The organism is Faecalibacterium sp. Marseille-P9312 (assembly GCF_902497445.1).
Lineage (GTDB): Bacteria > Bacillota > Clostridia > Oscillospirales > Ruminococcaceae > Faecalibacterium > Faecalibacterium longum.
This window is the reverse complement of sequence record NZ_CABVEW010000016.1, coordinates 46,610-71,205: the sequence shown is the minus strand read 5'-3', so window position 1 is coordinate 71,205 and position 24,596 is coordinate 46,610. Positions and strand designations below refer to the sequence as shown.

Sequence of the window (24,596 nt, the reverse complement as noted above, 5' to 3'; positions counted from 1 at the left end):
AATCTGCAAATTTCTTGCGTTTTGCGGTCTGTTTTATCAATTTTAAGAGAATGCTGATTTTTTGCGCAAATCCCCTTGACAGGAGCCATACAGCGTGTTATCATGAACACATGAACAGATGTTCATATATTGAAGCGAAAGGATGACAACGATGGCTGAGAATGCTCTTGCCCCAGAACAGAAGCTGCCCACGGCCCCGCCGGTGCTGCCGGACGATGAGGTGCTCTACGAGCTGGCCGATTTGTTCCGGGTGTTCGGCGATTCCACCCGCATCAAGATCCTCTACGCCCTCCACGACGATGAGCTGTGCGTGCAGGACATTGCAAATGCCGTTCAGCTCAGCCAGTCGGCGGTGAGCCATCAGCTGCGGGTGCTCAAGGACTCAAAGCTCGTCCGCTTCCGCCGCGACGGCAAGACCGTTTACTATGCACTGGACGATGACCATGTGCGCAGCATCCTCTCCATGGGCATGGACCACATCGAAGAGTGATGCCCCCAAAACGCTGCAAGCTCTGCCGCACCCTGCGGCGGAGCGGGGATATAGAAAGAAAGGCTGGTACTTATTATGAAAAAGAGCTACAAGATCGAAGTTGACTGCGCAAACTGCGCCCAGAAGATGGAGGATGCCGCCAACACGGTCGCCGGCGTCGCAAAGGCTACCGTCAGCTTCATGACCCAGAAGATGAACGTCGAGTTCGATGAGGGCGCGGACGTCAAGGCTACCATGCAGAACGTCCTCTCCGCCTGCAAGAAGGTCGAGGACGACTGCGAGATCTTCGGCATCTGAGTTTCGACTTATACTGCCGGGATGCGCGTGGAAAATGTGGAAAAATAAATCGGTTTTCAACAATTTCCACGGCGTTTTCAACATTCTGGACGCAAAAAAAGAAAAATGAACGCGCATTTGAGGCTTTTTGCGGGAAAACCTCGTGGAAAAGCCGGGGGAAAGCGTGGAAAACAAGCCCCTTGTGGGGAAAACCTGTTGAATCTGAGAAAACTGCCCCAAAAGGAGGCTGGTACCCGTGACGAAAAAACAAAAGAAAATGCTGTACCGCATCATCGCCGCTCTGGCTCTGGTGCTGGTGCTCAAGCTGCTGCCGCCTCTGCCCGCGTCGGTGGAGCTGCTGCTCTACTGCATCCCCTACCTCGTGGTGGGCTGGGATGTGCTCCGCAAGGCCCTTCTGGGCATCAAGAACCGTCAGCCCTTTGATGAATGCTTCCTGATGGCCGTCGCCACCGTGGGTGCCTTTGCGCTGGGCGATTACGTCGAGGGCTGTGCCGTTATTATCTTCTACCAGATCGGCGAGCTGTTCCAGGGCGTTGCCGTCGGCAAGAGCCGCCGGAGCATCTCGGCCCTGATGGACATCCGGCCCGACTACGCCAACATCGAGGGCGAGGACGGCAAGCTGGAGCAGGTGGACCCCGATGAGGTCGAGATCGGCACCCTCATCGTGGTCCAGCCCGGTGAGCGTGTGCCGATCGACGGCGTCATCGTCGAGGGCGCTTCCACCCTCAACACCGCCGCCCTCACCGGCGAGAGCCTGCCCCGGGATGCCCGGTCCGGCGATGAGGTCATCAGCGGCTGTGTCAACATGAGCGGCCTGCTCAAGGTCAGGACCACCAAGGAGTTCGGCGAATCCACCGTCTCTAAAATTCTCGACCTCGTGGAAAATTCCAGCATGAAGAAGGCCCGCGCCGAGAACTTTATCACCCGCTTTGCCCGGGTGTATACCCCGGCGGTCTGCTACGGCGCGCTGGCGCTGGCCTTCATTCCCCCCATCGTTCTGCTGCTGATGGGCCAGCCCGCCCGCTTCGGCGACTGGGTCTACCGCGCCCTCACCTTCCTCGTCATCAGCTGCCCCTGCGCACTGGTCATCTCTATCCCGCTGAGCTTCTTCGGCGGCATCGGCGGCGCCTCTGCCTGCGGCATCCTCGTCAAAGGCTCGACCTATCTGGAAGAGCTGGCCGATACCCGCGTCGTCGTCTTCGATAAGACCGGCACCCTGACCCAGGGTACCTTCAAGGTCGTCAAGGTCTGCCCCGTGGAGGGCGGTACCGAAGACAGCCTCGTGGAAGCCGCTGCGCTGGCCGAGAGCTGGTCGAAGCACCCCATCTCCCTGAGCATCAAGGCTGCTTATGGCAAGGACATCGACGCTGCCCGCGTCACCGACGTGGAGGAGCTGGGCGGCCACGGCGTCACCGCCAAGGTGGACGGCAAGCCGGTCGCTGCCGGTAATGCCCGCCTGATGGCAAAGCTGGGCCTCACCGTCCCCGATGTCCCCCAGACCGGCACCATCGTCCATGTGGCCATCGACGGCAAGTATGCGGGCTATCTGCTCATCTCCGACGTGGTGAAGCCCCACAGCGCACAGGCCATCAAGGGCCTCAAGCAGGCTGGCGTCCGCAAGACCGTCATGCTTACCGGCGACGCAGAGCCGGTGGCAAAGGCTGTCTCGGCAGAGCTGGGCATCGACGAGTACCACGCCGGCCTGCTGCCCGGCGATAAGGTGGACCAGATCGAGAAGCTTCTGGCCGCCAAGAACCCCAAAGAGATGCTGGCCTTCGTGGGTGACGGCATCAACGACGCCCCTGTCCTCTCCCGTGTGGATGTGGGCATCGCCATGGGTGCTCTGGGCTCTGACGCCGCCATTGAGGCCGCCGACGTCGTCCTGATGGATGACGACCCGGCCAAAATCGCCCTCGCCATGCGCATTGCCCGCCGCACCAAGAGCATCGTCTACCAGAACATCGTCTTTGCTCTGGCCATCAAGGCGGCCTGCCTGCTGCTGGGTGCTCTGGGTATCGCCAACATGTGGGCGGCCATCTTTGCCGACGTCGGCGTCATGGTCCTCGCTGTCCTGAACGCCACCCGCGCCCTCTACACGAAAGACCTCACCAAAAAATAAAAGATATAAAGCAAAGAGGGTTCTGTGCGGCCGCACAGAACCCTCTTTGCTTTATAAATAGTTCTTGCAAATGCAGATAAACCTGTTATACTACTGTATTGGAGGGTTGAAATGAATGCAGGAACAAAACGAAACAAATTTGAGCCGTGCGCCGGTATGGCGCGCGTTCCGGGCCGCAGCGCCTCAGACGCTGCCGGTGTTTGCCGGATATTTGGTGCTGGGCCTCGGCTACGGCATCTATGTGCAGTCGCTGGGCCTGCCGGTCTGGCTGCCGCCCCTGATGGGTACGGTAGTGTACGGCGGCTCGCTGGAATTCGTGCTGGCGTCGCTGCTTCTGGGCAGCTTTGCGCCGGTGTCGGCCTTTCTGATGGCGCTGATGATCCAGGCGCGGCATCTTTTCTACGGCCTGACCATGCTGCAGCGCTACCGCGGCTACGGCCTGCGCAGCGCCTACATGATCTTCGCCATGAGCGACGAGACCTTCTCCATCACCTGCTCGGCAGAGCCGCCCGAGGGCGTGGATAAGGGCTGGTTCATGTTCTTCATCACCCTGCTGGACCAGATCTACTGGGTCGCCAGCGCGGCCATGGGCGCGGCCCTCGGCTCTGTCCTGCCCTTCAGCACCGAGGGCGTCGATTTCGTCATGACGGCCATGTTCGTGGTCATCTTCCTCAACCAGTGGGAGAAGGAAAAGCAGCACACCAGCGCCATCGTCGGCATTGCCGCCCCGCTGGTCTGCCTGCGCATCTTCGGCTCAGGCAGCTTCCTCATCCCCTCGATGGTCTGCATCCTTGTGGCACTGCTGCTGTTCCGCCGTCCCATCGAGGCCAAAGAAAGCGAGGCGGCAAAATGAGCAATATCCAGTTCATCCTGACCATCGCCGTCTGCGCGGCGGCGACCATGCTCACCCGCTTTCTGCCCTTTCTGGTGTTCGGCTCCCGGGGCGGCAAGGTGCCGGAGGTGGTGGAGTATCTGGGCCATGTGCTGCCCGCCGCCATCTTCGGAATGCTCATCGTCTACTGCCTCAAGGGCGTCAGTCTCACCTCGGGCAGCCACGGCATCCCGGAGGCCATCGCCATCGGAGTGACCGTCGCCCTCCATAAGTGGAAGCATCAGACGCTGTTTTCCATCGCCGGCGGCACGCTGTGCTATGTGCTGCTGGTGCAAATGGTGTTTTGAGAAATGTAAAACATCCTGTATTGATTTTGCAGCAATACAGGACGTTTTTAATTTGCTATTTTTTCTGGAAGTGTATCGGAAGTGCTAAATAGAGACAACTGTTCATTTTCAAGCCGGAGCTGATTTTGAGTGCCGGTAATGACATAGTTTGTAAGAAGTGCCTCTACGACAGGATTGCGGTTCTTTTCTTTTGCACCCACATGATAAAAATGTTCCCGTGTGATGATTTGGCAGTCATTCCACACCTGCTCGATATATTCGTTTGAACGGTAATCATTATGATGCCATGTTGACAGCATAAAATTGGACTGTGATTTAACGAGTGCGCCGTGCAGAGCAACTTCGAGTTCTTCATCCCAACTGTCATAGTAATCGACATGACGGCCAATATACGGAGGGTCGCAGTATATGAAATCGGAATGGGTCGCTGAACTTATCGTATCCTCAAAGGATTGACATAAAAACTCCCATTCATGGTTTTTCAGAAGCTCTTCGATGTGGGCGATCTGGTTTACGATTTTTGTGATATAAGCCTTTGCAAACCGCTGAGGTTTGTGCCCATATGGAACATTGAAGTTGTAGTCCTTATTGAAGCGCATCATCCCGTTAAAGCAGGCACGGTTCAGAAAGAGAAAGTCCAGAGGTTCGTGATGCTGGTTGAATCGGTCACGAACCTCATAGTAATAATCGGCATCGCCATTCTCGAGTTTCTTCCCTTCCGCTTCGAGAAATGCACGGACTCTTCCACTGGTGATAGAGCCATCTTTTATTCTGTTATAAAAGTTGATGATGTGAGGGTTGACGTCTGCAAAGACCGCACGCTCGGGCTCGATATTAAAACCCACAACGCCAGAACCCATAAATGGCTCATACCACACGGTATCCTTGCTCAGAACCACATTTTCCCGGATCAGAGGAACGAGTTTTGTCTTGATGCCCTGGATTTTCAGGGGCGGAACAAATACCTTTTCGTTCATTTCCCACTCCTTCTGGAAGCCCTGCAGTTGTTTAATTCGAGAGGAAGCCCTCTGTACTGCAGGTATTCGGAAAAAGAAGAGAGCTTTTTGCGTTTGCCTCCAGCAGGTATCTCGATCTTGCCAAAGTTTGCCCAATAGTCATCGAACAATTCCTCACCGGCTTTCGCAAATACGCCATTGCCGTTCAGAATATCCTCGATTTTTTCGATACTTCCAATGTTTGCAGTATCACCACTGCCAACCTTGTCACTTGCTATTTTCCACTTTTCTTCTGCGAAAAAGAGAAAATCGTGGATAACAGAAGGAATCTCGTTTAGCTCGTCGATGGAATATGTATGCGTCTCATTCTTTTTGTCCAGCACTGCACGGGTATAAATGATTCCGAAACAGAAGTGTCCACTGTAATCACCATAAGGGTATTGAATGTTTTTTGTACTCGTTCTATCAATAAAATATTTGCCATGAGAGCCTAGTGTAAAACCATTGCAAAAATCGGGATGCTTTTCTTCCCGGTAAGTTGTTTTCAAATCAACAGCGAATTTGATGGAAGGGTCGGTTTTAGAGATAAAAGTCAAATCCGGGTAGTAATTTTGATAAGTTGCAAGTTCGATGTCATATCCAGTCTGTTCGGCAAAGGCTAGAAACTGAGGGAATAAGTGCAACTCCAATATTTTGGAGACGATTTTAGTGTCGGAAGAAATCGTATAAATGTTTTTGAAAATATCGATAAAGCCCTTGACGGTCCATTCATCGTTTACTGCAATCTTATCGGACAGAGTATTTGCAAAGTCTTTTAGTTGTGCTAAAAATAAAGCTTTTTCACGTTCGTTTTTCATTGCACACTCCTCAGTGATAGAACGTATCAAAATTGACCTGCCGGTAGAACCGCTGCTGCAGCTGGTCGAAGCTGTCGCAGTCCTGCGCCAGCAGCCACATGATCTTCGTCACGACGGCCTCAATGGTCATGTCGTGGGCCTCAAGGAAGCGGAAGCGGTTCTTGACCCGCTTGCCCACCTCATAGATGCCCACGTCGCTGCCCTCGTAAGTGACCTGGGTGGTGAGGATGAGCACTTTGTGGGTCTTGTCGTAGTCGCCGAGGCCCTCGGCGAAGGCGTCCATCAGCCGCTGGGGGATGCCGCCTACGCCGAAGCTCTCCACGATGACGCAGTCGTAGAGGCGGAAAATGTCGGGAATCAAATCGGGGCTGAGGCCGGGCGTCAGCTTGAGCAGGAAGACGCGGGGGCTGAGCGAGCGTCCAAACTCCACAGGGCCGATGGGCCAGGGCGAAGGCACATACCGCACCAGACGGTCGCCCTGTACCAGTGCCAGCGCCGGGAAATTCACCGAGGCAAAGGCGTCGTAGCTGATGGTCTTGTTCTTCTTGGCGCGGGTGCCTGCGATGACATGGCCGCCGAACACCACCATGACGCCCCGGCTGCCGGGGTCGAGAGCGCAGATGACGCTGTCACGAAGGTTTTTCTTGGCGTCGGTGATCTCGTTGGAGATGGGCTGCTGTGCGCCGGTGAGGATGACGGGTTTGTCGGCATTCTGGATGAGATAAGACAGAGCCGCCGCAGAGTAGGCCAGCGTGTCGGTGCCGTGGCAGATGATGAAGCCGTCGTAGAGGGCATAGTTCTCCTGTACGGCCTTCGCCATCATCAGCCAGTGCTCCGGGCCGAGGTCGGTGCTGTCGATGCTGCACAGGGCCAGCGTGTCGGGGCAGCAGAGCTCGTTCAGCTCAGGCAGATGAGCCAGAAGCTCTTCGCTGGTGAGCACGGGCTTGAGGCCCTGCTGGGTGCGGACGCTGGCGATGGTGCCGCCGGTGGTGATAAAAAGCAGACGCTGCTTTGTGGACATAAAAAAGCCTCCATCAGGAAGATTGAATCGCATTCATAGAAAGTATAACACACTCGCCCGCCCTTGCAAAGTGGCGCTCGGGCGGAAAATGGAGGCTTTTGGGACTTGGTCACAGAAATCAGGGGGATTTGGTGTATAATAGAGGTATAGAGCGCTGTTGCGCAGAGCTAAGTTCTCTTTTGTGCACCAAAAGAGAACAATTAGCCTTAATGAAAGAGCGCTCTGCCCCGCGCGGAGCGCAAAGCCATTTGACCGAAAGAATAAAACCCGCCTCGCGCCGTCGGCGCGCAAAGAAAGTAACGGATTTTACGATAATACAAGAAGTATAAGGAGGCCCACTATGTCCAACATCGTCATCATCGGCTCCGGCCCGGCGGGGGTGTCCGCCGCGCTGTACACTGCCCGTGCGGGGGTGGACACCACCGTCCTCACCCGGGGGCCGGGTGCGCTTGACCGCGCGGAGCTTATCCAGAACTACTACGGCTTCGCCGCCCCCATCTCGGGTGCGGAATTGGAGCGTCAGGGCATCGAGGGAGCCAAGGCTGTGGGCGTCAAATTCGTGACCACCGAGGCCGTGGGTCTGACCTATACTAATAAACTCACTGTAGAAACCCTCGATGGAAATTACCCGGCGGACGCTGTTATCCTCGCTACAGGTGCTTCGCGGGCGACGCCCCGCATCCCGGGGCTGGCGGGCCTCGAGGGCCACGGCGTCAGCTACTGCGCCACCTGCGATGCCTTTTTCTATCGCGGCAAAGATGTGGCCGTGGTAGGCAGCGGCGAATACGCCCTGCATGAGGTGCAGGCGCTCCTGCCGGTGGCGGCCAGCGTTACCCTCCTGCTGAATGGTGCGCCGCCGGCGGCAGAGTTTCCGCCGGAGGTGGCTGTCCGGCCTGAAAAAATCGACGCCATCCTCGGTGAGCAGAAAGTCACCGGCGTCCAGCTGGCCGGCGGCGATGTGGTGGAGCTGGCGGGTGTGTTTGTAGCTCTGGGCGTTGCGGGCAGTACGGCGCTGGCCCGGAAAATCGGTGCCGCCGTGGAGAACGACCGCATCGTGACAGATGAAAAAATGCAGACCACCGTCCCCGGCCTCTACGCCGCCGGAGACTGCACCGGCGGGCTTTTGCAGGTGGCGAAGGCCGTCTATGAGGGCGCTCTGGCAGGCACCGAAGCCGCCAAAGCGCTGCGGAAGGGGTGATTTAAGATGCCGGAGATCCTGCCTATCCCTAAATGCGACGAGCACCGCCAATGTCTCGCCTGTGCCTTCCCCTTCTGGGACAAGCTGACCGCCGAGCAGCAGGAGATGCTCTGCCGAACCACCCGCCCGGTGCGCTATCGCAAGGGCGAGCGGGTCCACAGCCCGGTGGAGAACTGCGTGGGCATCCTGCTGCTGCGCACCGGCCAGTTCCGGGCGTATCTTCTCTCCGACGATGGCCGGGACGTGACCCTCTACCGCCTCTTTGGCGGCGAGATCTGCATCCTCTCCGCCTCCTGCGTTATGGACTCGGTGAACTTTGACCTCTACATCGACGCCGAAGAGGACACCGAGGCCTACTGCATCAGCGCAGGCGTCTTCCGCAGTCTCATGCAGCAGAACGTGGAGGTGCGGTGCTTCGCCTACCAGATGACCGCTGAGCGCTTCTCCGACACCATGTGGACGATGCAGCAGATCCTCTTCATGAGCGCCGACCGGCGGCTGGCCATCTTCCTTGCGGACGAGCTTGCCAAGACCGGCGGCGACGATGTCCGCCTGACCCAGGACCAGATGGCAAAGTACATGGGTTCTGCCCGCGAGGTGGTGAGCCGCCTGCTGAAATACTTCGCCGGTGAGGGCATCGTGAAGCTCTACCGCGGCGGGGTAGAGGTATTGGACAAGGAAAGACTGAACCGGATCGCGCGAGGTGAAGCATGATACAGAAAAATGAATTTCCCATTTTGGAATACGATTTCGCCTCGACAGAGATATTAAAGCCCAACCACGGGGCGGAGCAGCTGACTCTACCGGAGAAATGCGTCTTTGCTTTTCTGGGGGACACCATCGACTCCTATGCCGCCGAGACGGGCGCGGCAGTTGCAGAGCATTTTGAAACGATCACAAAGACCTACCCGATTTATGTTGTAAAAAATGACGGCGAAGAATTCTGCCTCTGTCAAGCCCCACTGGGAGCGCCCGCTGCGGCGCAGTTTATGGATTGTCTCATTGCTTGCGGGTGCAGGAAAATTGTTACGGCAGGCTCGTGCGGCGTGTTGACCGAAATGGCAGAGAACGAATTTCTTATCCCGACCAAAGCGCTGCGGGATGAGGGCACATCCTATCACTATCTTCCTGCCGCCCGGTATGCAGAACCGGCCTCGGAAGCGGTGCAGGCCATAGAAAAGACCTTCCGTGCGCTGGGTCTTCCCTTCCGTGAGTGCATCACATGGACGACAGACGGCTTTTTCCGAGAAACAAGGGATATGGTGGCGTACCGGAAAGCCGAAGGCTGCGCAACGGTAGAAATGGAATGTGCTGCCCTTGCGGCCTGCGCCAAAAAGCGCGGAGCAGCTTTTGGACAAATTCTGTACACAGCGGATTCCCTTGCAAATGCAGAGCAGCATGATGACCGTGACTGGGGAAAGGATTCGCTGCGGAAAGCGTTGGAACTCTGTGTAGAAGTTCTGAGAATGTGGTGAACCATATAAAAATCGCAGAGAGTCGTTGAAACGGCTTGACATTTCATTTTATGTACGCTATTATGTACATAGGAGGCGATAACATGACCACGACGAACATCACCAATTTCCGCAAAAATGCGTTCAACTATGTGGAGCAGACCATCAAGTACAACGAGCCGCTGAACATCAGCACGAAGGATGGCGATGCCGTTCTGCTGAGCGCGGAAGATTACAGCGGCCTGATGGAGACGCTGTATCTGGTTTCAGTACCCGGCATGAGGGAAAAAATCATGGACGGCCTGAAACAGCCTCTGGACGAATGTCTGGACGAAGATGTGGTGGAGTGGTAAATGTATAAAATCGTCTACACCAAAACAGCAGCGAAGGATGTTCCAAAACTGAAAGCGGCACATCTGGCAGATAAGGCGAAGGCTCTGATCGATATTATCCGGGACGACCCTTTCCAGAAACCGCCGTCCTATGAAAAACTGGTCGGAGATTTGAACGGCGCATACAGCCGCCGCATCAATTTACAGCACAGAATGGTTTATCAGATCGATGAGGAAGAAAAGACCATCAAAATTCTGAGTCTCTGGACTCACTACGAGCGATAAAAAATGCCATCGTGCCTAAGCGCGATGGCATTTTTACTATCAGCGGGAATTACCCTTTGCACCCCTGCTCTTCCCAGTCGCCGAAGTCAGAGACGTCGGCGATTTTAGTCGGGTCGAACTTACCGTTTTCGTCCTTGGGGGCGACGGCGGGGCCGGCCTCCACGGGGTTCGGGTTCGGAGCCTCGGGGTCACAGACCGGGCGCTCTTCGCTCAGGTCGGGCAGGGTCACAGGCTCTGCGGCCTCAGCGGGCGCTGCCTCCGTCTCAGGGGCGGCGGGCTCCTCAGCGGGAGCGGTCTCTTCTGCCGGTGCGGCGGCTTCGGCTTCTGCCTTGGCCTCACCCTCGGCGTATGCCTCGGCGGTCTTGGCGGCCTCTGCGTCGTCCTTTTCGGCTTCCTCGGGGAACTCGATGGATTCGATGATGGGTGCGGCCTTCTCGTTCAGGAGCTTGTCCATGATGACGATGGCGGCACCGGTGGCCGCCACAGCGGCGGCAGTACCCAGAATGCGGAAGATTGCTTTCATGCCATGACCTCCTTGGTTATGTTGTAGTTAGGAGAAGGTGACAACATCGTTCAGCGGCTTCTCGGCAGGCTCCACCGACAGTGCGGTGAGCACCGGGCCTTTGCCGCGGTAGATGTTATGGAACTTATAGCCGACCTTTGCGGTCACTTTGACCCATGCCCGCTGCTCGAGGGCCTTGTAGCCGTCGTAGCTGCAGGGGAAGCCCACGAACTGGATGTCCTGCACGCAGCAGGTCATGGCGAACCGGCCCGGCACGAAACTGCTCTTGCCGGCACGGTTGGTCTGGCAGACCTGTGCGAGGAACTTGACGGTCTTGCCCGCGTACTTCTGGGGCTCGTCCTGACAGTCCATATACCAGATGCCGTAATCGTCGTCCGGGATGTCGATGACCGGGGCGTTGATGTCGAAGGGCAGGGGGTCGGGGATGTCGTCGTAAGCCACGCTGCCGTCCTTGAACTCGTAGGCGATGTCGCACTTGCGGGATGCCTGACGCACCAGCTTGTGCAGCTCCTGACGGGCGGCGTCGTTGTTGACGGCCTCGGCGCGGTTGAAGACGATGAGCTCACTGCGGGCGATCTTGTCCAGCATCAGCGCGCGCATGGAGTTGTCGCGGGCGTAGGTCAGCGCGGTGGTGCCGTCGGCGGTGGCGATGCACTGGTAGACGATCCAGTTCTCGGGCAGATTGTTTGCCAGATCCTGCAGCATCCACATACCGTTGTACTCGATGACCACGCGGCCTGCGTCGGCCTCCTTGGCCAGCTTTGCGAGGTTCTGGGGGTTCAGCTCGGCCTTGTCCTCGAGGTTATAGAGCGTCACGCCGGGGAAGGCGAACTTCTTCTCATTGTACTCTTCTTCGCCCTCCTCGCAGACCAGCAGAAGGGTCTTGTCGCCGGAGTCGAAGTTGGGGTCTTCAAAGGTCTCCTGAATGAACTTGGTCTTGCCGCTCTCGAGGAAGCCCACAAACAGGTAAACCGGGATCTCATTTGCCATAATCTTTTATCCTTTCAGGGTCGATCAGCAGCCGAACAGTGCAGCGATGGCCTTTTCATCCAGCTTGGAGCCGATGACCACCAGCTTGCCGCCGACGTCTGCACCGCGTGCGCGGACTTCCCACTCGCCGGGAACGTAGTCGAACTCCAGCCAGCCGTCTGCGCCGCCGTCCACGATGCCCTTGGAGCGGAGGATCATGCCGTAATTGCCGGTGTCCAGTTCGGTGAGGGCGTGCTCAATGTCAGCCTTGGAGAACTTCTTGGCCGTCTCGACGCCCCAGCTGGTGAAGACCTCATCGGCGTCGTGGTCATGATGATGGTGGTGATGATGGCCGCAGCAGCAATGCTCGTCGTGGTCATCATGGTCGTGGTGGTGATGATGCTCATGCTCGTCTTCATCATCGTCATCGTGGTCGTGGTGATGATGATGCTCGTGCTCATCCTCATCATCGTCGTCGTCATCATGATGATGGCCGCAGCAGCAATGCTCATCATGGCCATCATCGTGGTCATGGTGATGATGGTGCTCGTGCTCCTCTTCCTCGTCCTCGTGGGCGTGCTCCTCGTTGGCCTTGGCAGCCATAGCGATCAGCTCAGCCTTGAAGTCGTCCTTGGTGGACATGGCCTTGAGGATCTGCTCGCCGGTCAGGGCGTCCCAGGCGGTGGTGACGATGGTAGCGGTGGGGTTCTTCTCGCGCAGCATGGCCACAGCGGCGGCGATCTTTTCCTCGGTGGCGTTCTGGGTGCGGCTCAGGATGATGCAGCTTGCGTGGCTGATCTGGTCGTCGTAGAACTCACCGAAGTTCTTCATATACATCTTGACCTTGTTGACGTCGGCCACGGTGACGAAGCTGCTCAGCTGAACATCCAGATGCTCGGCCACGCCCTCGACAGCGCGGGTCACGTCGGACAGCTTGCCGACGCCAGAGGGCTCGATGACGATGCGGTCGGGGTGGTACTGCTCCACCACCTGCTGCAGAGCGGCGCGGAAATCGCCCACCAGAGAGCAGCAGATGCAGCCGGCGTTCAGCTCATTGATCTGGATGCCGGACTCCTTCAAAAAGCCGCCGTCGATGCCGATCTCGCCGAACTCGTTCTCGATGAGCACGACCTTCTGGCCGGCAAAGGACTCTTTGATGAGCTTCTTGATAAGGGTGGTCTTACCGGCGCCAAGGAAGCCGGAGAAAATATCGATCTTGGTCATAGTCTGAAATGCCTCTTTCTTTTATGCAGACGCCGCAAAGGCGCTGCCCAGCAGGCCCGTCGGGCCTTACAAGCAGTCCGGGCCGCTGAGTGCTGACCCGTAAAATTCCTACACTCCTATTATAACAAGGCTGTCAATGGCAAACCGGCCTTTTTGATGAGAAATTTGTAACATTTTTTGCAATTTGCTTGCGTTTTCGGGCGGCAGGGGCAAAACAAAAGCTCCCCGCAAGCAGGCAGGGAGCAAAAAATGCGGTGTCAATCGGCAGTCTGCCCCATCTCTTCAATAATCCATTCGGCGATTTTCTCAGTCTTTTCGTCCGTCTCGCCGGTGAACCAGAAAATGCCGTCTTCCGTCTCCACCCGGAGGAACTTCCCGGCGGTGGGGTCGAGGCAGAGATGCACGGTGCCGTCGTGTACCATGACAAAAGAACCCTGCCAGTAGTGCTCCAAATCGAGGCCGTGTATCCGGCCGGCCTCCGGCAGGGAGGAATAAACCTGAACCTCGGTGATGTCGTCTATGGGAATCGTGTACTTCTGAGTCTTTCCATGGTAGGATTGCAGCTCTACCGTGGGCGACACTTGCAGTTCCAGCCTTGCGGGGGTGTGGTCGAGAACGCCCAGCACCGGCCCAACCAGCAGAATGCTGACGATTGCAATGACATTGACCGCCATAGCGATTTTACCCCGGAGGGTGGCGAGATTGACAGCGCTTCCTTTGCCGATACGTTTGGGAACGGAGATGCGCTTGTCGTCGGGGTCATAATAGAGCAGACCGTATTTCCATGCGGCGTCCTCGGGCGCGGCAGGCCAGCCGTGGGCATCCCGCAGTTTTTGCAGAGCGCGGTTCCCCCACAGACAGGGCAGATACGGCAGGGCCAGACTTCCGAAAAAGAAATAGACCCAGACCGTGACATAAAACAGCGAATTGGGCGCGAAAAACAGCCCGACACTCACAGCGGCACAGAGCAGGCAGATGGTGCGCAGCCGGCGCAGATACCGCTGTACGATGTCCTGCACTTCGGGCAGCTCGGCGGCATTCTGCGGCAGCGTGACGCCCAGTAGGGCGCCGTTCCGCTCGATGCGTTTCAGGCTCAGATAGTCGATGCCAACACAGACGATAAGGCAGACGAGCATGATGATGGAAAATACCATGAAAACGCCTCCGTTCTATAAAGAGCTTCCGACCCTAGCATACACGGAAAAACGCGAAAAGTCAAAACATCGCCCATGAATTGCATTCTGCGCCCCGGAATGATACAATAAGGGACAGCAAACCATCGCCGCCGGACGTTTTTCCGGCAGAATAAAGAAAGAAGGCTTTTTGACATGAGCATGAATACCGTTCCCGAGCGTCTGGCCGCCCTGCGCGAGGCCATGAAGGCAAACGGCGTGGACGTCTACCTCATCCCGGTGGGAGACCCGCACGCCAGCGAGTATATGCCCGACCACTACACTGCCCTGACCTACTTCTCCGGCTTCCACGGCGAGAACTCCAACTTCGTCGTCACCATGACCGAGAGCGCTGTCTGGGCCGATGGCCGTTACTTCGTGCAGGCCGAGAAGGAGATCGCTGGCACCGAGATCCAGCTGATGCGGATGGGCGAGCCGGGCGTGCCGACCGCCGAGCAGTACTGCGGCAAAGTCCTGCCCGAGGGCGGCACGCTGGGCCTCTGCGGCCTGACCGCCTCCTGCGGTCTGGTGCGCAGCCTGCAGAAAGAGCTGGATGCCAAGAAAGGCACCATCAAGCTGCTGGACCTCGAGGACGAGCTGTGGACGGAGGGCCGTCCCGCCCTGCCCGCTACCCCGGCATGGCTCCTGCCGAAAGAGTACGCAGGCTTCTCCCCTGCCGAGAAGCTGGGCCAGCTGCGTGCGAAGCTCTCTGAGCTGGGCTGCACCGCACAGCTGGTGGGCAAGCTGGACAATCTGGCATGGCTGCTCAATCTGCGTGCGATGGACATTCAATGCACCCCTTATGCAATGGCTTACTGCTATGTGACCCCCGATAAGGCAACCCTCTTCATCAACACCGCCCGCGTCAGCGCCGAGGCTGCTGCGGAGCTGAAGGCAAACGGCGTGGAGCTGGCTGAGTACGACGATGTGCTTACCTTCCTCGCCGCCCAGACCGAAGAGCAGACCGTTCTGGCCGACCCCGTTTCCGTCAACTACGCTGTTTACCAGACCCTGCAGGCCAACCCGGCTCTGACCGTCAAGGACGAGGCCGACCCCCTGCTGCCCATGAAGGGCGTCAAGAACGAAGTCGAGCTGGCTCACACCCGCGAAGCTCACATCCGCGACGGCGTGGCTATGGTGCGCTTCCAGATCGAGCTGGAGAACCGTCTGGCCGCCGGCGAAGAGCTGACGGAGCTGACCATCGACGAAATTCTGCACAAGTACCGCAGCGCACAGGACAAGTTCCTGACCGAGAGCTTCGGCACCATTGCAGCTTACGGCCCCAACGCCGCCATGATGCACTACCACGCCACCGAGGAAGACCACGCAAAGCTCGAGAAGAAGGGCTTCCTGCTGGTGGACAGCGGCGCGACCTATATGGACGGCACCACCGACATCACCCGCACCTACCCGCTGGGTGAGCTGACCGAGGACGAGCGCCTGTTCTACACCTGGACGTTACAGTGCCACATCGACATCGCCCGGGCTGTCTGGCTGGACTACTGCGACGGCCATATGCTGGACACCATCGCCCGTGAGCCGCTGTGGCGCCACCTCATCAACTACCGCTGCGGCACCGGCCACAGCGTCAGCCATGTGGGCAACGTCCACGAAGGCCCCCACGCCCTGAACGGCCGCAACACCACCGTCTTTAAGCCGGGCATGATCGTCACCGACGAGCCGGGCGTCTATGAGGGCGGAGTCGTGGGCATCCGCATCGAGAATGAGCTGGAGTGCTGCCACAAGGCATCCAACCAGTACGGCGAGTTCCTGGCATTCCGCCCCATCACGTTCGTGCCGATCGCCACCTCCCCCATCGTCCCGGGCGTTTTGAGCCGCGACGAGCTGGATTGGCTGAACGCCTACCACCGCGAGGTCTTCGAGAAGCTGGCTCCCCGCCTGACCGAGGACGAGCGCGACTGGCTGGCTAAGAAGTGTGCCGCCATCGGAGCGTAAAATTCCTCTAAAAGGCTCCCCTGTTAGGGGAGCTCCGCGACATGCCCGTGTCAGCGGGATGGAGCGGTGAGAGGTTGAATTTCAACAAAAGCGGGAGGCCCCGCAGGGGCCTCCCGCTTTTCTTTAGGATGAGATCTCTGCCTTGTGCTCTTTCCAGTAGGCTTTCGCCTCGTCGATGACCTTCTTGAAGGGGCCGGAGGGGTAAGTGCTCTCGGCGATGTCGATGAGGAATTTGTAGAGCTGGGGCCGCACCTGCTCATACATCCCAAGCCGGGTGTAGAGGTCCTTGTAGTAGTGGAACACCTGGATCTTGTTCTGCACCAGAGTGGCGGGCTTTATCTGGGTGTGGCAGATGCTCTGAGGGTTCTGGACGTAGTAGTAGCCGGGCTGCGGGATGGACGCAAAGACTTCGGCGTACTGGATATACTGCATGTTGAACACGAGGTCTTCGGCCCAGCGCATCTCACTGGTAAAGCGGATGTCGTGCCGGGTGAGGATGTCGCGGCGATAGAGCTTGTTCCAGAGCACGCTGTAAAAGTAAGAGGCGGGCTTGTCCATCAGGCGGCGGGCGAAGGTGTCCTTGTCGTAGACGCCCTCGGGCAGGAAACCGTATTCCCGGTTCTCCGGCGGGCGTGCAACGTGCATGACGCCGAGGTCGTCCTGGATCTTTTCCAGCACCTGTTCCGGCTTCGACGCCCCGGCGGGGATGACCATGGTGTAGGGCGAGATGACGAGGTCGGCACCGGTCTTCTCTGCCGCCTCCACCAGCCGGGCCGTGTAGTCCGGGGCGATGTAGTCATCGCTGTCCACGAACTGGACGTACTTGCCGCCGGCAAGCTTCAGGCCGAGGTTCCGGGTGTCGGACACGCCGGAGTTTGCCTTGTCCACCAGCAGGATGCGGCTGTCCTTTTTGCGGAACTCCTCGCAGACGGGCAGGCTCTTATCTTTGGAGCCGTCGTTGATGACGATGAGCTCGAGGTCCTTGTACTCCTGCCCGCAGATGCTTTCGAGGCAGCGGCTCAGGTGGCTCTGGGCATTGTACACAGGGACGATGATGCTGACGAGAGGCATTTCCATAGCAGTTTCTCCTTTTTTATAGCAATGATACTCCCGCCGGGCCGAAAAAGCAAGCGCCGGCGGCAGGCCCGAAAGGGGGCTTCGGAATGATATTTCATATCGCGGTGTGCAGTCCGGACAGCGTCCTCCGCAGCCGGGTGGAGCGGCAGTGTCTCGACTATTATGCCCGGCGGGACGACGCCTGCATCATCGAGCAGCTGGACAGCCCGGAAGCCCTGCTGGCCCGGGACGACGCCGGGGAGCGGTACGAGCTGTACCTCATCGAGCTGCCGTCCACGGCAGCCGCCGCGTCGCTGCGGGCGGCGGCTGCGCTCCGCAGCCGGGGGCGGCGCAGCCCGCTGGCTTTTCTGGCCCACACGCCCGCCCACGCCTACAGCGCCTACCGGGTGGACGCCATGCAGTATTTATTGCTGCCTGTCCCGCCGGAACAGCTGGACGCTCTGCTGGCCCGGGCCGCCGAGCCGGAGTACGGCCCGGCCATCCCGGTAGCCACGGCGTCGGGTCTGCGGGTGCTGCCCTTCGCGGACATCGAATACCTCGAGTGTACCCACCATGTGGTGCATTTCCATCTCGCCAGCGGCGAGGATGTGCCGTCCCTGTCCGTCCGGGTGCCGTTCGCGCAGGTGGCCCAGCCGCTTTTAACGGATGAGCGCTTCGTCCAGCTCCACCGCTCCTATGTGGTCAATCTGGCGGCGGTGTCCCAGCTGGCGGCGGGTGAGTTCTGGATGCAGAGCGGCGCACGGGTCCCTGTCCCCCGCGGGCGGGAGCCTGCAGCCCGCACGGCGCTGAAAGATTATCTGGAAAAGCAGTTCCGATAAAACAATGGGGAGGCCCGGAAGAGCCTCCCCATTGCTTTATAATTTTGTCCAGTCCAGCTGTGTCCAATCCGTTATGTACTGGTCGGCGAGGCGCTGCAATTCGGGCTGATCGGCGGCGCTGGTCTCATCCTCGATGTCGATGAGGTAAAAGCCGCACTGCCTGGCCGTACGGGTGGCGTAGACAGCGTCCTCACAGACAACGGCGTCGGCGGGTTCGCTGCCGCCCAGCCGCTCGAGGACTTCGCGGAACACCTCGGGGTGGGCTTTGCTCTTCGCGCCCTGCGCGGTGTAGAAGAACTCGAAATAGTCTGCGACGCCCAGCCGGGTGAGCACTTCTTCGCACTGCTCTGCCCAGGTGTTGGAGCAGATGCACATCCGCACGCCCTCGGCTTTCAGCCGGGCCAGCATCTCCCGGACGCCGGGCTTCAGCTCGACTTTTTTGTACAGGTCCCGGATGACCTGCCGCATGGCAGGCTCGTAGTCCCGGAGGGTCAGGGGCAGATCGTAGGTGCGGATGAGATATTCCGCGCCCTCCACCATCCCCATGCTCAGCAGAACATCGTGGATGCCGGGTCTTGCGGTGCGGCCATAGCGGCGGAGCAGCTCCAGCGGTGCGCCCTGCCACACCACGGTCATGCTGTCGGTGAGGGTGCCGTCCATGTCGAAAATCCATTGCTTGCGGTGCATCTGTCGTCCTCCTGAATCGTTCTGGCAAAGTGAATTTATTATAGCACATTTTTTGTTACAAAAACAGAGAGAAATCTCCCGGGAAATATGCTATAATCTAGGCAAAACCGGAACACATCAAAGGAGGCAGAAAACATGGCGCAGAACAACACCCCCGTAAAGGCGCTGGTGCTGGCGGGCGGGGGCGCCCGCGGCAGCTATCAGGTGGGCGTCTGGCGGGCGCTGACCGAGCTGGGCTGGCGGCCCCAGATCATTACGGGTACCAGCGTCGGCAGCCTGAACGGCGCTATGTTCGCCCTCGACCTCTACGAGACGGCCCGGGATATGTGGCTGACCATCCGCAGCCAGGATGTGATGGAGCTGCCCGCCGAGGATGCGCCGCTTCCCGAGCTGCACGCATTCCTCAAAGACGCTGTGACCCAGGGCGGCATGGACGTCACTCCGCTGGAAGAGATCGTCGAGCGGGTGCTGGACGAAGAGAAACTCCGCAAAAGCCCCATCCGGCTGGGCCTCGTGACCGTGGAGCAGAAGACCCTCAAGGCCCGGGAGCTTCCGCTGGAAGACATCCCCGAGGGCAAGGTGAAAGACTACCTGCTGGCCTCTGCAGCCTGCTTCCCCGCCCTGCGGGCCCACACCATCGACGGGGTGTCTTACCTCGACGGCGGCTACCGGGACAATATGCCCACCGCGCTGGCCCAGAAGATGGGCGCAGAAGAGCTGGTCTGTGTGGACCTGGAGGGTGTGGGCATCACCCGCCCCAACCGCACCGGCCTGCCCACCACCCTCATCCGAAGCTACTGGGAGCTGGGCGACATCCTCCGCTTCGAGCCCGCCACTGCCCGGCGGAACATCGAGCTGGGCTACCACGATACATTGCGGGCCTTCGGGCGGCTGCGGGGCTGCGCCTACGCTGTGGACAGCGGGGCTGAGAGCAGCGCGGATGCCGCCGCATTCCATGCGGCCTTCGAGGCCGTCCAGAAGGACGTGCGGGAAAAGCACCCCTCCACCCTGACGGCAGACGCGGCTCTCCTGCTGGCAAAACTCTCGGATGCAGAGCTTGCCCCGCTGGAAGCCGCGGCCGAGGACGTGGGCGTAGACCCCGCCCCCTACTACACCACCCGTACTTTGGGAGAAGCTTTCCTTGCAAAATGCGACTTCGAGCGCCTCAGGAGCTTCGAGCCGCTGTTCGAGGGTGAAGCAGGCCCGGCGCAGGCCGCGCGGGCCGCTCTGCTGCCCAACACCTTTTTGCAGGCACTGGTCTGCCGGGCGCTGACCGGCAGAGTGCCGCCGGAGGAGATGGAAACATGAAGGTATATAAGGGCTTTACCGCATCGCCCGGCCTCGTGCTGGGTCAGGTCAGCCGGCTGGACCGCCCGCCGCTGGTGTTCGGCGAGGGGCCTTTCCACCCCGAACAGGAAAAGCAGGCGCTGGAAGACGCCATCAAGGTCGCTCAGCAGGAGCTGGACGAGATGGCCGGCCGCGCCGCGCCCTCGGAGCAGGCCATCTTCCTGTTCCAGAGCATGATGCTGGAAGACGAGGGCTTCATGAATGAGGTGGCTTTCCAGATAAAAGCCGGCGTCGGTGCCGCCGAGGCGATGGACCGTGTGGGCCGCCGCTACGCCGCCCAGCTGGCCGCCATGAAGGACAACGCCTACATGCAGCTGCGGAGCGTGGACATCCTCGACGTGACCCAGCGCATCACCAACATCCTTTGCCACCGGCTCCGCAGCTGGCTGGCCCTCGACCACCCGGTCATCCTTGCGTCTGACCTGCTCATGCCCACCGATCTGTTCAGCGTCCCGGCGGGCCGCATCCTCGGCCTCATCACCGCCGAGGGCAGCGGCCAGAGCCATGCGGCCATCATCGCCCGCTCGCTGAACATCCCGGGCATCACCCAGGTGGGCGAAGATTTCCTGAAAGACTGCGACGGCCGCGAGGTCATCCTGAACGCCACCGAGGGTGAGTGCATCCTTGACCCGGATGCCGCCGCCCGGCAGAGCGCCGTCACCTGCATCTGCGAGATGCAGCGCCAGAACGAGGAGCTGAACGCCCAGCTCGAGCTGCCCAACCGCACCCGGGACGGCGAAGAATTCGAGCTTCTGGCCAACTGCTTCGGCCCCGAGGACGTGGGGACCGCGATGGAGTCCGGCGCGTCCGGCGTGGGCCTGCTGCGCAGCAGCTACATGATGATGCCCGGCCACGCCATGGACGAGCAGGAGCAGTATCTGTTCTACACCTCCTGCCTCGCCGCCGCCAGGGGCAGGATGGTGACGGTGCGCACCTTCGACTTCGGTGCTGACCGCACCATGGCCGACGCCTATCAGGGCGTCCAGTCCTCCAAGCTGGGCCTGCGGGGCATCCGCAGCAGCCTGCGCAATCTGCCCCAGATGGCAGTTCAGATCTGCGCCCTCATGCGTGCCGCCACAAAAGGCCCGCTGCGGGTCATGTTCCCCATGGTGACAGACATCGAGGACTGGGATTCCGCCATGCAGGTGGTAGACCACTGCCGCCGCAAGCTCACCGAGCGGGGCGTGGAGTTCGAGCCGGATGTCCCCTTCGGCGTCATGCTCAGCGTACCCGCCGCCTGCATGACGGCAGAGGACTTCACGGCTCACGGCTGCCGCTTCTTTGTCATCGGCACCAACGATTTGACCCAGTACACCCACGCGGTGAGCCGGGAACTGGCCATTGCCGAGCACTACTACCGTCCCGCCAGCCCGGCCATGAAAAAGCTCATCGCCATGGTGGTGGACGCCGCCAGGAAAGCGGACATCCCCGTCACCATCTGCGGCCTCGCCGTCGGCAATGCCGTCAACGCGACCCAGTATCTCCGCCTCGGCCTGCGCAGCTTCTCCATGAGCCCACAGAACCTGCTGACCATCAAAAAGGCCCTGCGGGATGCGGATGCGAAATAAACCGTGCCATTGACAGGTTGAAGTTGATGTAGTACAATGTACTATGAAAAGGAGATGATGGTATGGCATTCTCGATTCGGTTATCGGAAGAAGAACGGCAGCTGGCCGACAGCTATGCAAAGCTCCATTCCATGTCGATGGGCGAAGCGTTCAAGCGGGCGCTGTTCGACAAAATCGAAGAGGATTATGACATTACCGCCGCAGAGGAAGCCTATGGCGAGTATCAGCGCAGCGGAAAGAAGAGCCGCCCGGTGGGTGAGTTCTGGAAGGAACTCGACTTATGAAATACCGGGTGGAAACGACGCCGCGATTTGAAAAGGAATTTCGAAAATTAGACCGCTATACCCAGCGGATGCTGAAAGCGTGGATAGACAAAAACCTCGTGGACTGCGCTGACCCACGCGCCCACGGCAAGGGCCTGACGGCCAACCGGAGCGGACAGTGGAGGTATCGCATTGGAGATTACCGTCTGCTCTGCCTCATTGAGGATGAAGAGCTGGTGATCCTGGCTTTGACAGTAGGCCATCGGCGTGAAGTGTATCAGAACTGAATACAGCAAAACGGCGTCCCACCTCGGCGGGACGCCGTTTCTGATGTCAGAACTTATTCGAGGTTCCCCGTCAGGGTCATGACGGCAGAGACGACGGCCAGCGGGGCCGTCTCACAGCGGAGGATGCGGGGGCCGAGGCCGACGGTCTTTGCGCCGGCCTTGGCGGCCATTTCGGCTTCCTCAGCGGCGAAGCCGCCCTCTGCACCGGTGATGATGGCGATCTTCAGCTTTTTGCCATCGGCGGGCGTGGCCTCAGCCAGCAGCTGGCGCAGGGGTGCGCCGCCGCACTCGTAGCAGAAGAGCACGAGGTCATACTGGTCGAGGCTGCGGCAGACGGCCCCGAAGTTGGGCAGCGGAAGGGCCATATCCGGCAGGATGCCCCGGCCGCACTGCTTGGCGGCTTCAAAGGCGATGCGGTTGTAGCGCTCGTTTTTCTGCTCTTCTTTCTTGGGCGCGGCCACGCAGTAGCGGCTGAAAAACGGGATGAAGTGGTCACAGCCCAGCTCGACGCCGTGGCGGATGACCTGCTCCAGCTTGTCCTGCTTGGGGTAGCCCACCAGCAGGGTGACGTCCACGGTGGGCTCTGCGGCGCTGGGGTAGCCCGGCTCCACGCTGAACTCCACCGTCTCGTCGCCGAAGCCGGTGATGGTGGCAGTATACTCGACGGCGCTGCCGTCGCAGAGGATGACGGTGTCCCCCAGTTTGCCCCGCATCACGCGGGAGAGATGGTGGGCGTCGGCCCCCCGCAGCACGGCGGTGCCGTCGGAAATTTCAGTGGTAAAATAACGGTGCGGCATATTTTTTGATCCTTTACATCTTGGGCTCTCCCTTTGGGAGAGCTGGACGCGAAGCGGCCTGAGAGGGCAAGTCCGTTAAAAATTTTACGCCTTTTTGCAGACGATGCACTCCCAGCCGCGCTTCTCCTTCACTTCCAGCACAGCGAGGCCGGCGGCTTCCAGCGCAGCGATGACCTCATCCTTCCGGCTGTCGATGATGCCGCTGGCGATGAAGACGGCGCCGTCGGCCATCAGGCCGGGGACGGCGGGGGCCAGCGACATGATGGCGTTGGCCACGATGTTGGCTGTGATGATGTCGTACTTGCCGCTGGCCTTGTCGGACAGATCGCCCACGAGGACGGTCAACTTGTCGGCTACGCCGTTGAGGGCGGCGTTCTCGCCGGCGGTGCGGACGGCCACGGGGTCGATGTCCACGCCCTCAGCCACGGCTGCGCCCAGCTTGAGGGCTGCGATGGCGAGGATGCCGCTGCCGGTGCCGATGTCCAGCACCCGCTCGCCGCCCTTGACACGCTCGTCCAGCACTTCGAGGCAGAGGTTGGTGGTCTCATGGCCGCCGGTGCCGAAAGCAAGGCCCGGGTCGAGGATGAGCTTGACGCGGTCGGTATCATAGTCCTGCCAGGACGGCACGATGGCGAGGCGCTGGCCCACGTCCATCGGGTGGTAATACTTGCGCCAGCCGTTCTGCCAGTCCTCCTGCTCCACGCCCTCGGTCTCGGAGGTGTAGGGGATGCCTGCGGCCTCCATCCGGGCCGCGATGAGGGCCAGCGTCTCCACCGGCGAAGCGCCCGGCTCGAGGTACATGTGGATGATGACGGTGTCCCGGGGCTTGTCCAGCAGCTCCTGCTCGATGAGGTCCACGTGGGCGATCTGTTCCACCTGTTCCTCGATGTCGCTGTAGTCTTCGATATAAATGCCGCCCTCCGCGATCATGGTGGCCACGGCCTCGGCGGCCTCGGCGTCGGCTTTGGATACGGTCAGGCGAATATCAGTCCATTCCATAAGGATGCTCCTTCCGTGTATTGGGGATATACTGTCTTTATAGTACCCGATTCCGGCCCGGGATGCAAGCTCTCGGGCCGAAAGATACCCGAAAGGGCTTTCTTTTTTCCCGGCAGTATGTTAATATGGTGTTGTACCCGGACTGGGTCCGGGCGGCTTCCTGCCGGAAGCGCCCGCCGCATCGTTCCCCAAAGGAGGAATTATCGTATGTTTTTAGGAATGGATATTTACAGCTGGATCGCTGCTATCGTCATCGCGCTCATCGTCACATTCCTTCCCATCACGCTGCCGTTCAAGATCGTTCTTGCCATGGTGGCCATGGCCTGCTTCTACTTTGGACGCAAGTATTATCACAATCATAAGAACGGCGGGGCCGAGACGCCCAGCATGAGCTCTGCCGAGAGCGAGGCACTGGCCTCCGGCATCCTGAAAGCCCTCGGCGGCAAGGACAATATCGTCAAGGTGGACTACTGCGCCACCCGCCTCCGCTTTGAGGTACACAGCTACGCCTCCGTGGACGAGGCCGCTGCCAAGGCCGCAGGCGCAGAGGGCGTCATCCGCCCGGCCAAGAACGCCTGCCAGGTGGTCATCAAGGGCGATGTGCAGGCTGTGTACGATGCCCTGCGCAAGCAGCTGTAACGAAAAAGCTGTTTTCTTACGCAAACAGCTTCTCGAACATCGCCGGGAACGGGCCGCCGCGCCCGGCCCGGCGGTATTTTTA

28 protein-coding genes are annotated in these 24,596 nt (G+C 59.5%); 17 read left to right on the top strand and 11 right to left on the bottom strand.

The window, feature by feature from the left end; translation table 11 throughout:
- Positions 1-151: 151 nt before the first annotated feature.
- The 5 genes from F3G95_RS11735 (at position 152) to F3G95_RS11715 (ending at position 4,085) form a co-directional block, all read left to right on the top strand.
- Positions 152-490, top strand: coding sequence for a metalloregulator ArsR/SmtB family transcription factor (locus F3G95_RS11735; protein ID WP_149795089.1), 339 nt, complete (start codon positions 152-154; stop codon positions 488-490).
- Positions 491-565: 75 nt separating this feature from the next.
- Positions 566-787: a cation transporter gene (locus F3G95_RS11730; protein ID WP_015566080.1), complete on the top strand. Its 222-nt coding sequence runs from the start codon at positions 566-568 to the stop codon at positions 785-787.
- 235 nt (positions 788-1,022) lie between these two features.
- Positions 1,023-2,906, top strand: coding sequence for a heavy metal translocating P-type ATPase (locus tag F3G95_RS11725; RefSeq protein ID WP_149795088.1), 1,884 nt, complete (start codon positions 1,023-1,025; stop codon positions 2,904-2,906).
- A gap of 115 nt (positions 2,907-3,021) precedes the next feature.
- Complete coding sequence (locus tag F3G95_RS11720) at positions 3,022-3,759, top strand: AzlC family ABC transporter permease (RefSeq protein ID WP_149795087.1); 738 nt, start codon at positions 3,022-3,024, stop codon at positions 3,757-3,759.
- A complete protein-coding gene (locus F3G95_RS11715) occupies positions 3,756-4,085 on the top strand; it encodes a branched-chain amino acid transporter permease (RefSeq protein WP_149795086.1) in 330 nt (109 codons plus the stop codon). Before F3G95_RS11720 ends, F3G95_RS11715 begins: the two co-directional genes overlap by 4 nt.
- Positions 4,086-4,132: 47 nt before the next feature.
- Here F3G95_RS11715 and F3G95_RS11710 read toward each other — a convergent pair whose 3' ends face one another.
- The 3 genes from F3G95_RS11710 to F3G95_RS11700 are packed head-to-tail and all read right to left on the bottom strand — an operon-like array spanning position 4,133 to position 6,919.
- Positions 4,133-5,062, bottom strand: a complete 930-nt coding sequence (locus F3G95_RS11710) for a Dam family site-specific DNA-(adenine-N6)-methyltransferase (protein ID WP_149795085.1) — start codon at positions 5,060-5,062, stop codon at positions 4,133-4,135.
- Positions 5,059-5,898, bottom strand: coding sequence for an EcoRV family type II restriction endonuclease (locus tag F3G95_RS11705; RefSeq protein ID WP_149795084.1), 840 nt, complete (start codon positions 5,896-5,898; stop codon positions 5,059-5,061). Before F3G95_RS11705 ends, F3G95_RS11710 begins: the two co-directional genes overlap by 4 nt.
- 10 nt (positions 5,899-5,908) lie before the next feature.
- A complete protein-coding gene (locus F3G95_RS11700) occupies positions 5,909-6,919 on the bottom strand; it encodes an asparaginase (RefSeq protein ID WP_149795083.1) in 1,011 nt (336 codons plus the stop codon).
- Between the two features lie 340 nt (positions 6,920-7,259).
- Here F3G95_RS11700 and F3G95_RS11695 point away from each other — a divergent pair, with 340 nt between their 5' ends.
- The 5 genes from F3G95_RS11695 to F3G95_RS11675 all read left to right on the top strand — a co-directional run bounded on the left by F3G95_RS11695 (position 7,260) and on the right by F3G95_RS11675 (position 10,188).
- Positions 7,260-8,117 carry an NAD(P)/FAD-dependent oxidoreductase gene (locus F3G95_RS11695; protein ID WP_149795082.1) on the top strand — a complete coding sequence of 286 codons (858 nt, stop codon included), beginning with the start codon at positions 7,260-7,262 and terminating at the stop codon, positions 8,115-8,117.
- A 6-nt stretch (positions 8,118-8,123) separates the two neighbouring features.
- Positions 8,124-8,831: a Crp/Fnr family transcriptional regulator gene (locus F3G95_RS11690; RefSeq protein WP_149795081.1), complete on the top strand. Its 708-nt coding sequence runs from the start codon at positions 8,124-8,126 to the stop codon at positions 8,829-8,831.
- Positions 8,828-9,592, top strand: a complete 765-nt coding sequence (locus F3G95_RS11685) for a nucleoside phosphorylase (RefSeq protein ID WP_149795080.1) — start codon at positions 8,828-8,830, stop codon at positions 9,590-9,592. Before F3G95_RS11690 ends, F3G95_RS11685 begins: the two co-directional genes overlap by 4 nt.
- A gap of 83 nt (positions 9,593-9,675) precedes the next feature.
- Entirely contained in the window at positions 9,676-9,924 is a 249-nt protein-coding gene (locus tag F3G95_RS11680; protein ID WP_149795079.1) for a type II toxin-antitoxin system Phd/YefM family antitoxin, read from the top strand.
- On the top strand, positions 9,925-10,188 hold the full coding sequence (locus tag F3G95_RS11675) for a Txe/YoeB family addiction module toxin (protein WP_149795078.1): 264 nt from the start codon (positions 9,925-9,927) through the stop codon (positions 10,186-10,188). It begins immediately after the preceding gene.
- A 49-nt stretch (positions 10,189-10,237) separates the two neighbouring features.
- Here F3G95_RS11675 and F3G95_RS11670 read toward each other — a convergent pair whose 3' ends face one another.
- The 4 genes from F3G95_RS11670 to F3G95_RS11655 form a co-directional block, all read right to left on the bottom strand.
- On the bottom strand, positions 10,238-10,711 hold the full coding sequence (locus F3G95_RS11670) for a hypothetical protein (RefSeq protein ID WP_149795077.1): 474 nt from the start codon (positions 10,709-10,711) through the stop codon (positions 10,238-10,240).
- 27 nt (positions 10,712-10,738) lie between these two features.
- Positions 10,739-11,701, bottom strand: a complete 963-nt coding sequence (locus tag F3G95_RS11665; protein WP_149795076.1) for a GTP-binding protein — start codon at positions 11,699-11,701, stop codon at positions 10,739-10,741.
- Positions 11,702-11,725: 24 nt separating this feature from the next.
- Positions 11,726-12,904, bottom strand: a complete 1,179-nt coding sequence (locus tag F3G95_RS11660) for a GTP-binding protein (protein WP_149795075.1) — start codon at positions 12,902-12,904, stop codon at positions 11,726-11,728.
- A 257-nt stretch (positions 12,905-13,161) separates the two neighbouring features.
- Positions 13,162-14,058, bottom strand: coding sequence for a DUF5808 domain-containing protein (locus tag F3G95_RS11655; protein WP_149795074.1), 897 nt, complete (start codon positions 14,056-14,058; stop codon positions 13,162-13,164).
- Positions 14,059-14,232: 174 nt separating this feature from the next.
- On the opposite strand from F3G95_RS11655, the gene F3G95_RS11650 reads away from it, so the two are divergent.
- Positions 14,233-16,032, top strand: a complete 1,800-nt coding sequence (locus F3G95_RS11650; protein WP_149795073.1) for an aminopeptidase P family N-terminal domain-containing protein — start codon at positions 14,233-14,235, stop codon at positions 16,030-16,032.
- Between the two features lie 123 nt (positions 16,033-16,155).
- Here the strand turns inward: F3G95_RS11650 and F3G95_RS11645 are convergent, their stop codons facing one another.
- Positions 16,156-17,109 carry a glycosyltransferase gene (locus tag F3G95_RS11645; RefSeq protein WP_149795072.1) on the bottom strand — a complete coding sequence of 318 codons (954 nt, stop codon included), beginning with the start codon at positions 17,107-17,109 and terminating at the stop codon, positions 16,156-16,158.
- A gap of 86 nt (positions 17,110-17,195) precedes the next feature.
- Here F3G95_RS11645 and F3G95_RS11640 point away from each other — a divergent pair, with 86 nt between their 5' ends.
- Positions 17,196-17,927: a LytTR family transcriptional regulator DNA-binding domain-containing protein gene (locus F3G95_RS11640; protein WP_149795071.1), complete on the top strand. Its 732-nt coding sequence runs from the start codon at positions 17,196-17,198 to the stop codon at positions 17,925-17,927.
- A gap of 36 nt (positions 17,928-17,963) precedes the next feature.
- Here the strand turns inward: F3G95_RS11640 and F3G95_RS11635 are convergent, their stop codons facing one another.
- On the bottom strand, positions 17,964-18,614 hold the full coding sequence (locus F3G95_RS11635) for an HAD family phosphatase (RefSeq protein ID WP_149795070.1): 651 nt from the start codon (positions 18,612-18,614) through the stop codon (positions 17,964-17,966).
- A 135-nt stretch (positions 18,615-18,749) separates the two neighbouring features.
- On the opposite strand from F3G95_RS11635, the gene F3G95_RS11630 reads away from it, so the two are divergent.
- The 4 genes from F3G95_RS11630 to F3G95_RS11615 all read left to right on the top strand — a co-directional run bounded on the left by F3G95_RS11630 (position 18,750) and on the right by F3G95_RS11615 (position 22,079).
- A complete protein-coding gene (locus F3G95_RS11630; RefSeq protein ID WP_149795069.1) occupies positions 18,750-19,922 on the top strand; it encodes a patatin-like phospholipase family protein in 1,173 nt (390 codons plus the stop codon).
- Positions 19,919-21,529, top strand: coding sequence for a putative PEP-binding protein (locus F3G95_RS11625; RefSeq protein ID WP_149795068.1), 1,611 nt, complete (start codon positions 19,919-19,921; stop codon positions 21,527-21,529). The genes F3G95_RS11630 and F3G95_RS11625 overlap by 4 nt, the downstream gene beginning before the upstream one ends.
- Before the next feature lie 62 nt (positions 21,530-21,591).
- Complete coding sequence (locus F3G95_RS11620; protein WP_149795067.1) at positions 21,592-21,813, top strand: DUF6290 family protein; 222 nt, start codon at positions 21,592-21,594, stop codon at positions 21,811-21,813.
- Complete coding sequence (locus tag F3G95_RS11615) at positions 21,810-22,079, top strand: type II toxin-antitoxin system RelE/ParE family toxin (RefSeq protein WP_015566063.1); 270 nt, start codon at positions 21,810-21,812, stop codon at positions 22,077-22,079. Before F3G95_RS11620 ends, F3G95_RS11615 begins: the two co-directional genes overlap by 4 nt.
- A 53-nt stretch (positions 22,080-22,132) precedes the next feature.
- Here F3G95_RS11615 and F3G95_RS11610 read toward each other — a convergent pair whose 3' ends face one another.
- Both F3G95_RS11610 and prmA read right to left on the bottom strand, forming a co-directional pair.
- Positions 22,133-22,876: an RsmE family RNA methyltransferase gene (locus F3G95_RS11610; RefSeq protein WP_149795066.1), complete on the bottom strand. Its 744-nt coding sequence runs from the start codon at positions 22,874-22,876 to the stop codon at positions 22,133-22,135.
- An 84-nt stretch (positions 22,877-22,960) separates the two neighbouring features.
- Positions 22,961-23,875, bottom strand: coding sequence for a 50S ribosomal protein L11 methyltransferase (prmA, locus tag F3G95_RS11605; protein WP_149795065.1), 915 nt, complete (start codon positions 23,873-23,875; stop codon positions 22,961-22,963).
- A gap of 207 nt (positions 23,876-24,082) precedes the next feature.
- Between prmA and F3G95_RS11600 the strand changes: the two genes are divergently transcribed.
- Positions 24,083-24,514: a glucose PTS transporter subunit EIIB gene (locus tag F3G95_RS11600; protein WP_223386688.1), complete on the top strand. Its 432-nt coding sequence runs from the start codon at positions 24,083-24,085 to the stop codon at positions 24,512-24,514.
- The last annotated feature ends 82 nt before the right edge of the window (positions 24,515-24,596 follow it).

Coding starts and splice junctions, on each gene's coding strand:
- F3G95_RS11655 (WP_149795074.1), bottom strand. CDS start 14,058: ATGGTATTTTCCATCATCATGCTCGTCTGCCTTATCGTCTGTGTTGGC.
- F3G95_RS11735 (WP_149795089.1), top strand. CDS start 152: ATGGCTGAGAATGCTCTTGCCCCAGAACAGAAGCTGCCCACGGCCCCG.
- F3G95_RS11715 (WP_149795086.1), top strand. CDS start 3,756: ATGAGCAATATCCAGTTCATCCTGACCATCGCCGTCTGCGCGGCGGCG.
- F3G95_RS11700 (WP_149795083.1), bottom strand. CDS start 6,919: ATGTCCACAAAGCAGCGTCTGCTTTTTATCACCACCGGCGGCACCATC.
- F3G95_RS11730 (WP_015566080.1), top strand. CDS start 566: ATGAAAAAGAGCTACAAGATCGAAGTTGACTGCGCAAACTGCGCCCAG.
- F3G95_RS11650 (WP_149795073.1), top strand. CDS start 14,233: ATGAGCATGAATACCGTTCCCGAGCGTCTGGCCGCCCTGCGCGAGGCC.
- F3G95_RS11685 (WP_149795080.1), top strand. CDS start 8,828: ATGATACAGAAAAATGAATTTCCCATTTTGGAATACGATTTCGCCTCG.
- F3G95_RS11615 (WP_015566063.1), top strand. CDS start 21,810: ATGAAATACCGGGTGGAAACGACGCCGCGATTTGAAAAGGAATTTCGA.
- F3G95_RS11660 (WP_149795075.1), bottom strand. CDS start 12,904: ATGACCAAGATCGATATTTTCTCCGGCTTCCTTGGCGCCGGTAAGACC.
- F3G95_RS11705 (WP_149795084.1), bottom strand. CDS start 5,898: ATGAAAAACGAACGTGAAAAAGCTTTATTTTTAGCACAACTAAAAGAC.
- F3G95_RS11610 (WP_149795066.1), bottom strand. CDS start 22,876: ATGCCGCACCGTTATTTTACCACTGAAATTTCCGACGGCACCGCCGTG.
- F3G95_RS11645 (WP_149795072.1), bottom strand. CDS start 17,109: ATGGAAATGCCTCTCGTCAGCATCATCGTCCCTGTGTACAATGCCCAG.
- F3G95_RS11625 (WP_149795068.1), top strand. CDS start 19,919: ATGAAGGTATATAAGGGCTTTACCGCATCGCCCGGCCTCGTGCTGGGT.
- F3G95_RS11690 (WP_149795081.1), top strand. CDS start 8,124: ATGCCGGAGATCCTGCCTATCCCTAAATGCGACGAGCACCGCCAATGT.
- F3G95_RS11600 (WP_223386688.1), top strand. CDS start 24,083: ATGTTTTTAGGAATGGATATTTACAGCTGGATCGCTGCTATCGTCATC.
- F3G95_RS11665 (WP_149795076.1), bottom strand. CDS start 11,701: ATGGCAAATGAGATCCCGGTTTACCTGTTTGTGGGCTTCCTCGAGAGC.
- prmA (WP_149795065.1), bottom strand. CDS start 23,875: ATGGAATGGACTGATATTCGCCTGACCGTATCCAAAGCCGACGCCGAG.
- F3G95_RS11640 (WP_149795071.1), top strand. CDS start 17,196: ATGATATTTCATATCGCGGTGTGCAGTCCGGACAGCGTCCTCCGCAGC.
- F3G95_RS11630 (WP_149795069.1), top strand. CDS start 18,750: ATGGCGCAGAACAACACCCCCGTAAAGGCGCTGGTGCTGGCGGGCGGG.
- F3G95_RS11710 (WP_149795085.1), bottom strand. CDS start 5,062: ATGAACGAAAAGGTATTTGTTCCGCCCCTGAAAATCCAGGGCATCAAG.
- F3G95_RS11675 (WP_149795078.1), top strand. CDS start 9,925: ATGTATAAAATCGTCTACACCAAAACAGCAGCGAAGGATGTTCCAAAA.
- F3G95_RS11620 (WP_149795067.1), top strand. CDS start 21,592: ATGGCATTCTCGATTCGGTTATCGGAAGAAGAACGGCAGCTGGCCGAC.
- F3G95_RS11695 (WP_149795082.1), top strand. CDS start 7,260: ATGTCCAACATCGTCATCATCGGCTCCGGCCCGGCGGGGGTGTCCGCC.
- F3G95_RS11670 (WP_149795077.1), bottom strand. CDS start 10,711: ATGAAAGCAATCTTCCGCATTCTGGGTACTGCCGCCGCTGTGGCGGCC.
- F3G95_RS11720 (WP_149795087.1), top strand. CDS start 3,022: ATGCAGGAACAAAACGAAACAAATTTGAGCCGTGCGCCGGTATGGCGC.
- F3G95_RS11680 (WP_149795079.1), top strand. CDS start 9,676: ATGACCACGACGAACATCACCAATTTCCGCAAAAATGCGTTCAACTAT.
- F3G95_RS11635 (WP_149795070.1), bottom strand. CDS start 18,614: ATGCACCGCAAGCAATGGATTTTCGACATGGACGGCACCCTCACCGAC.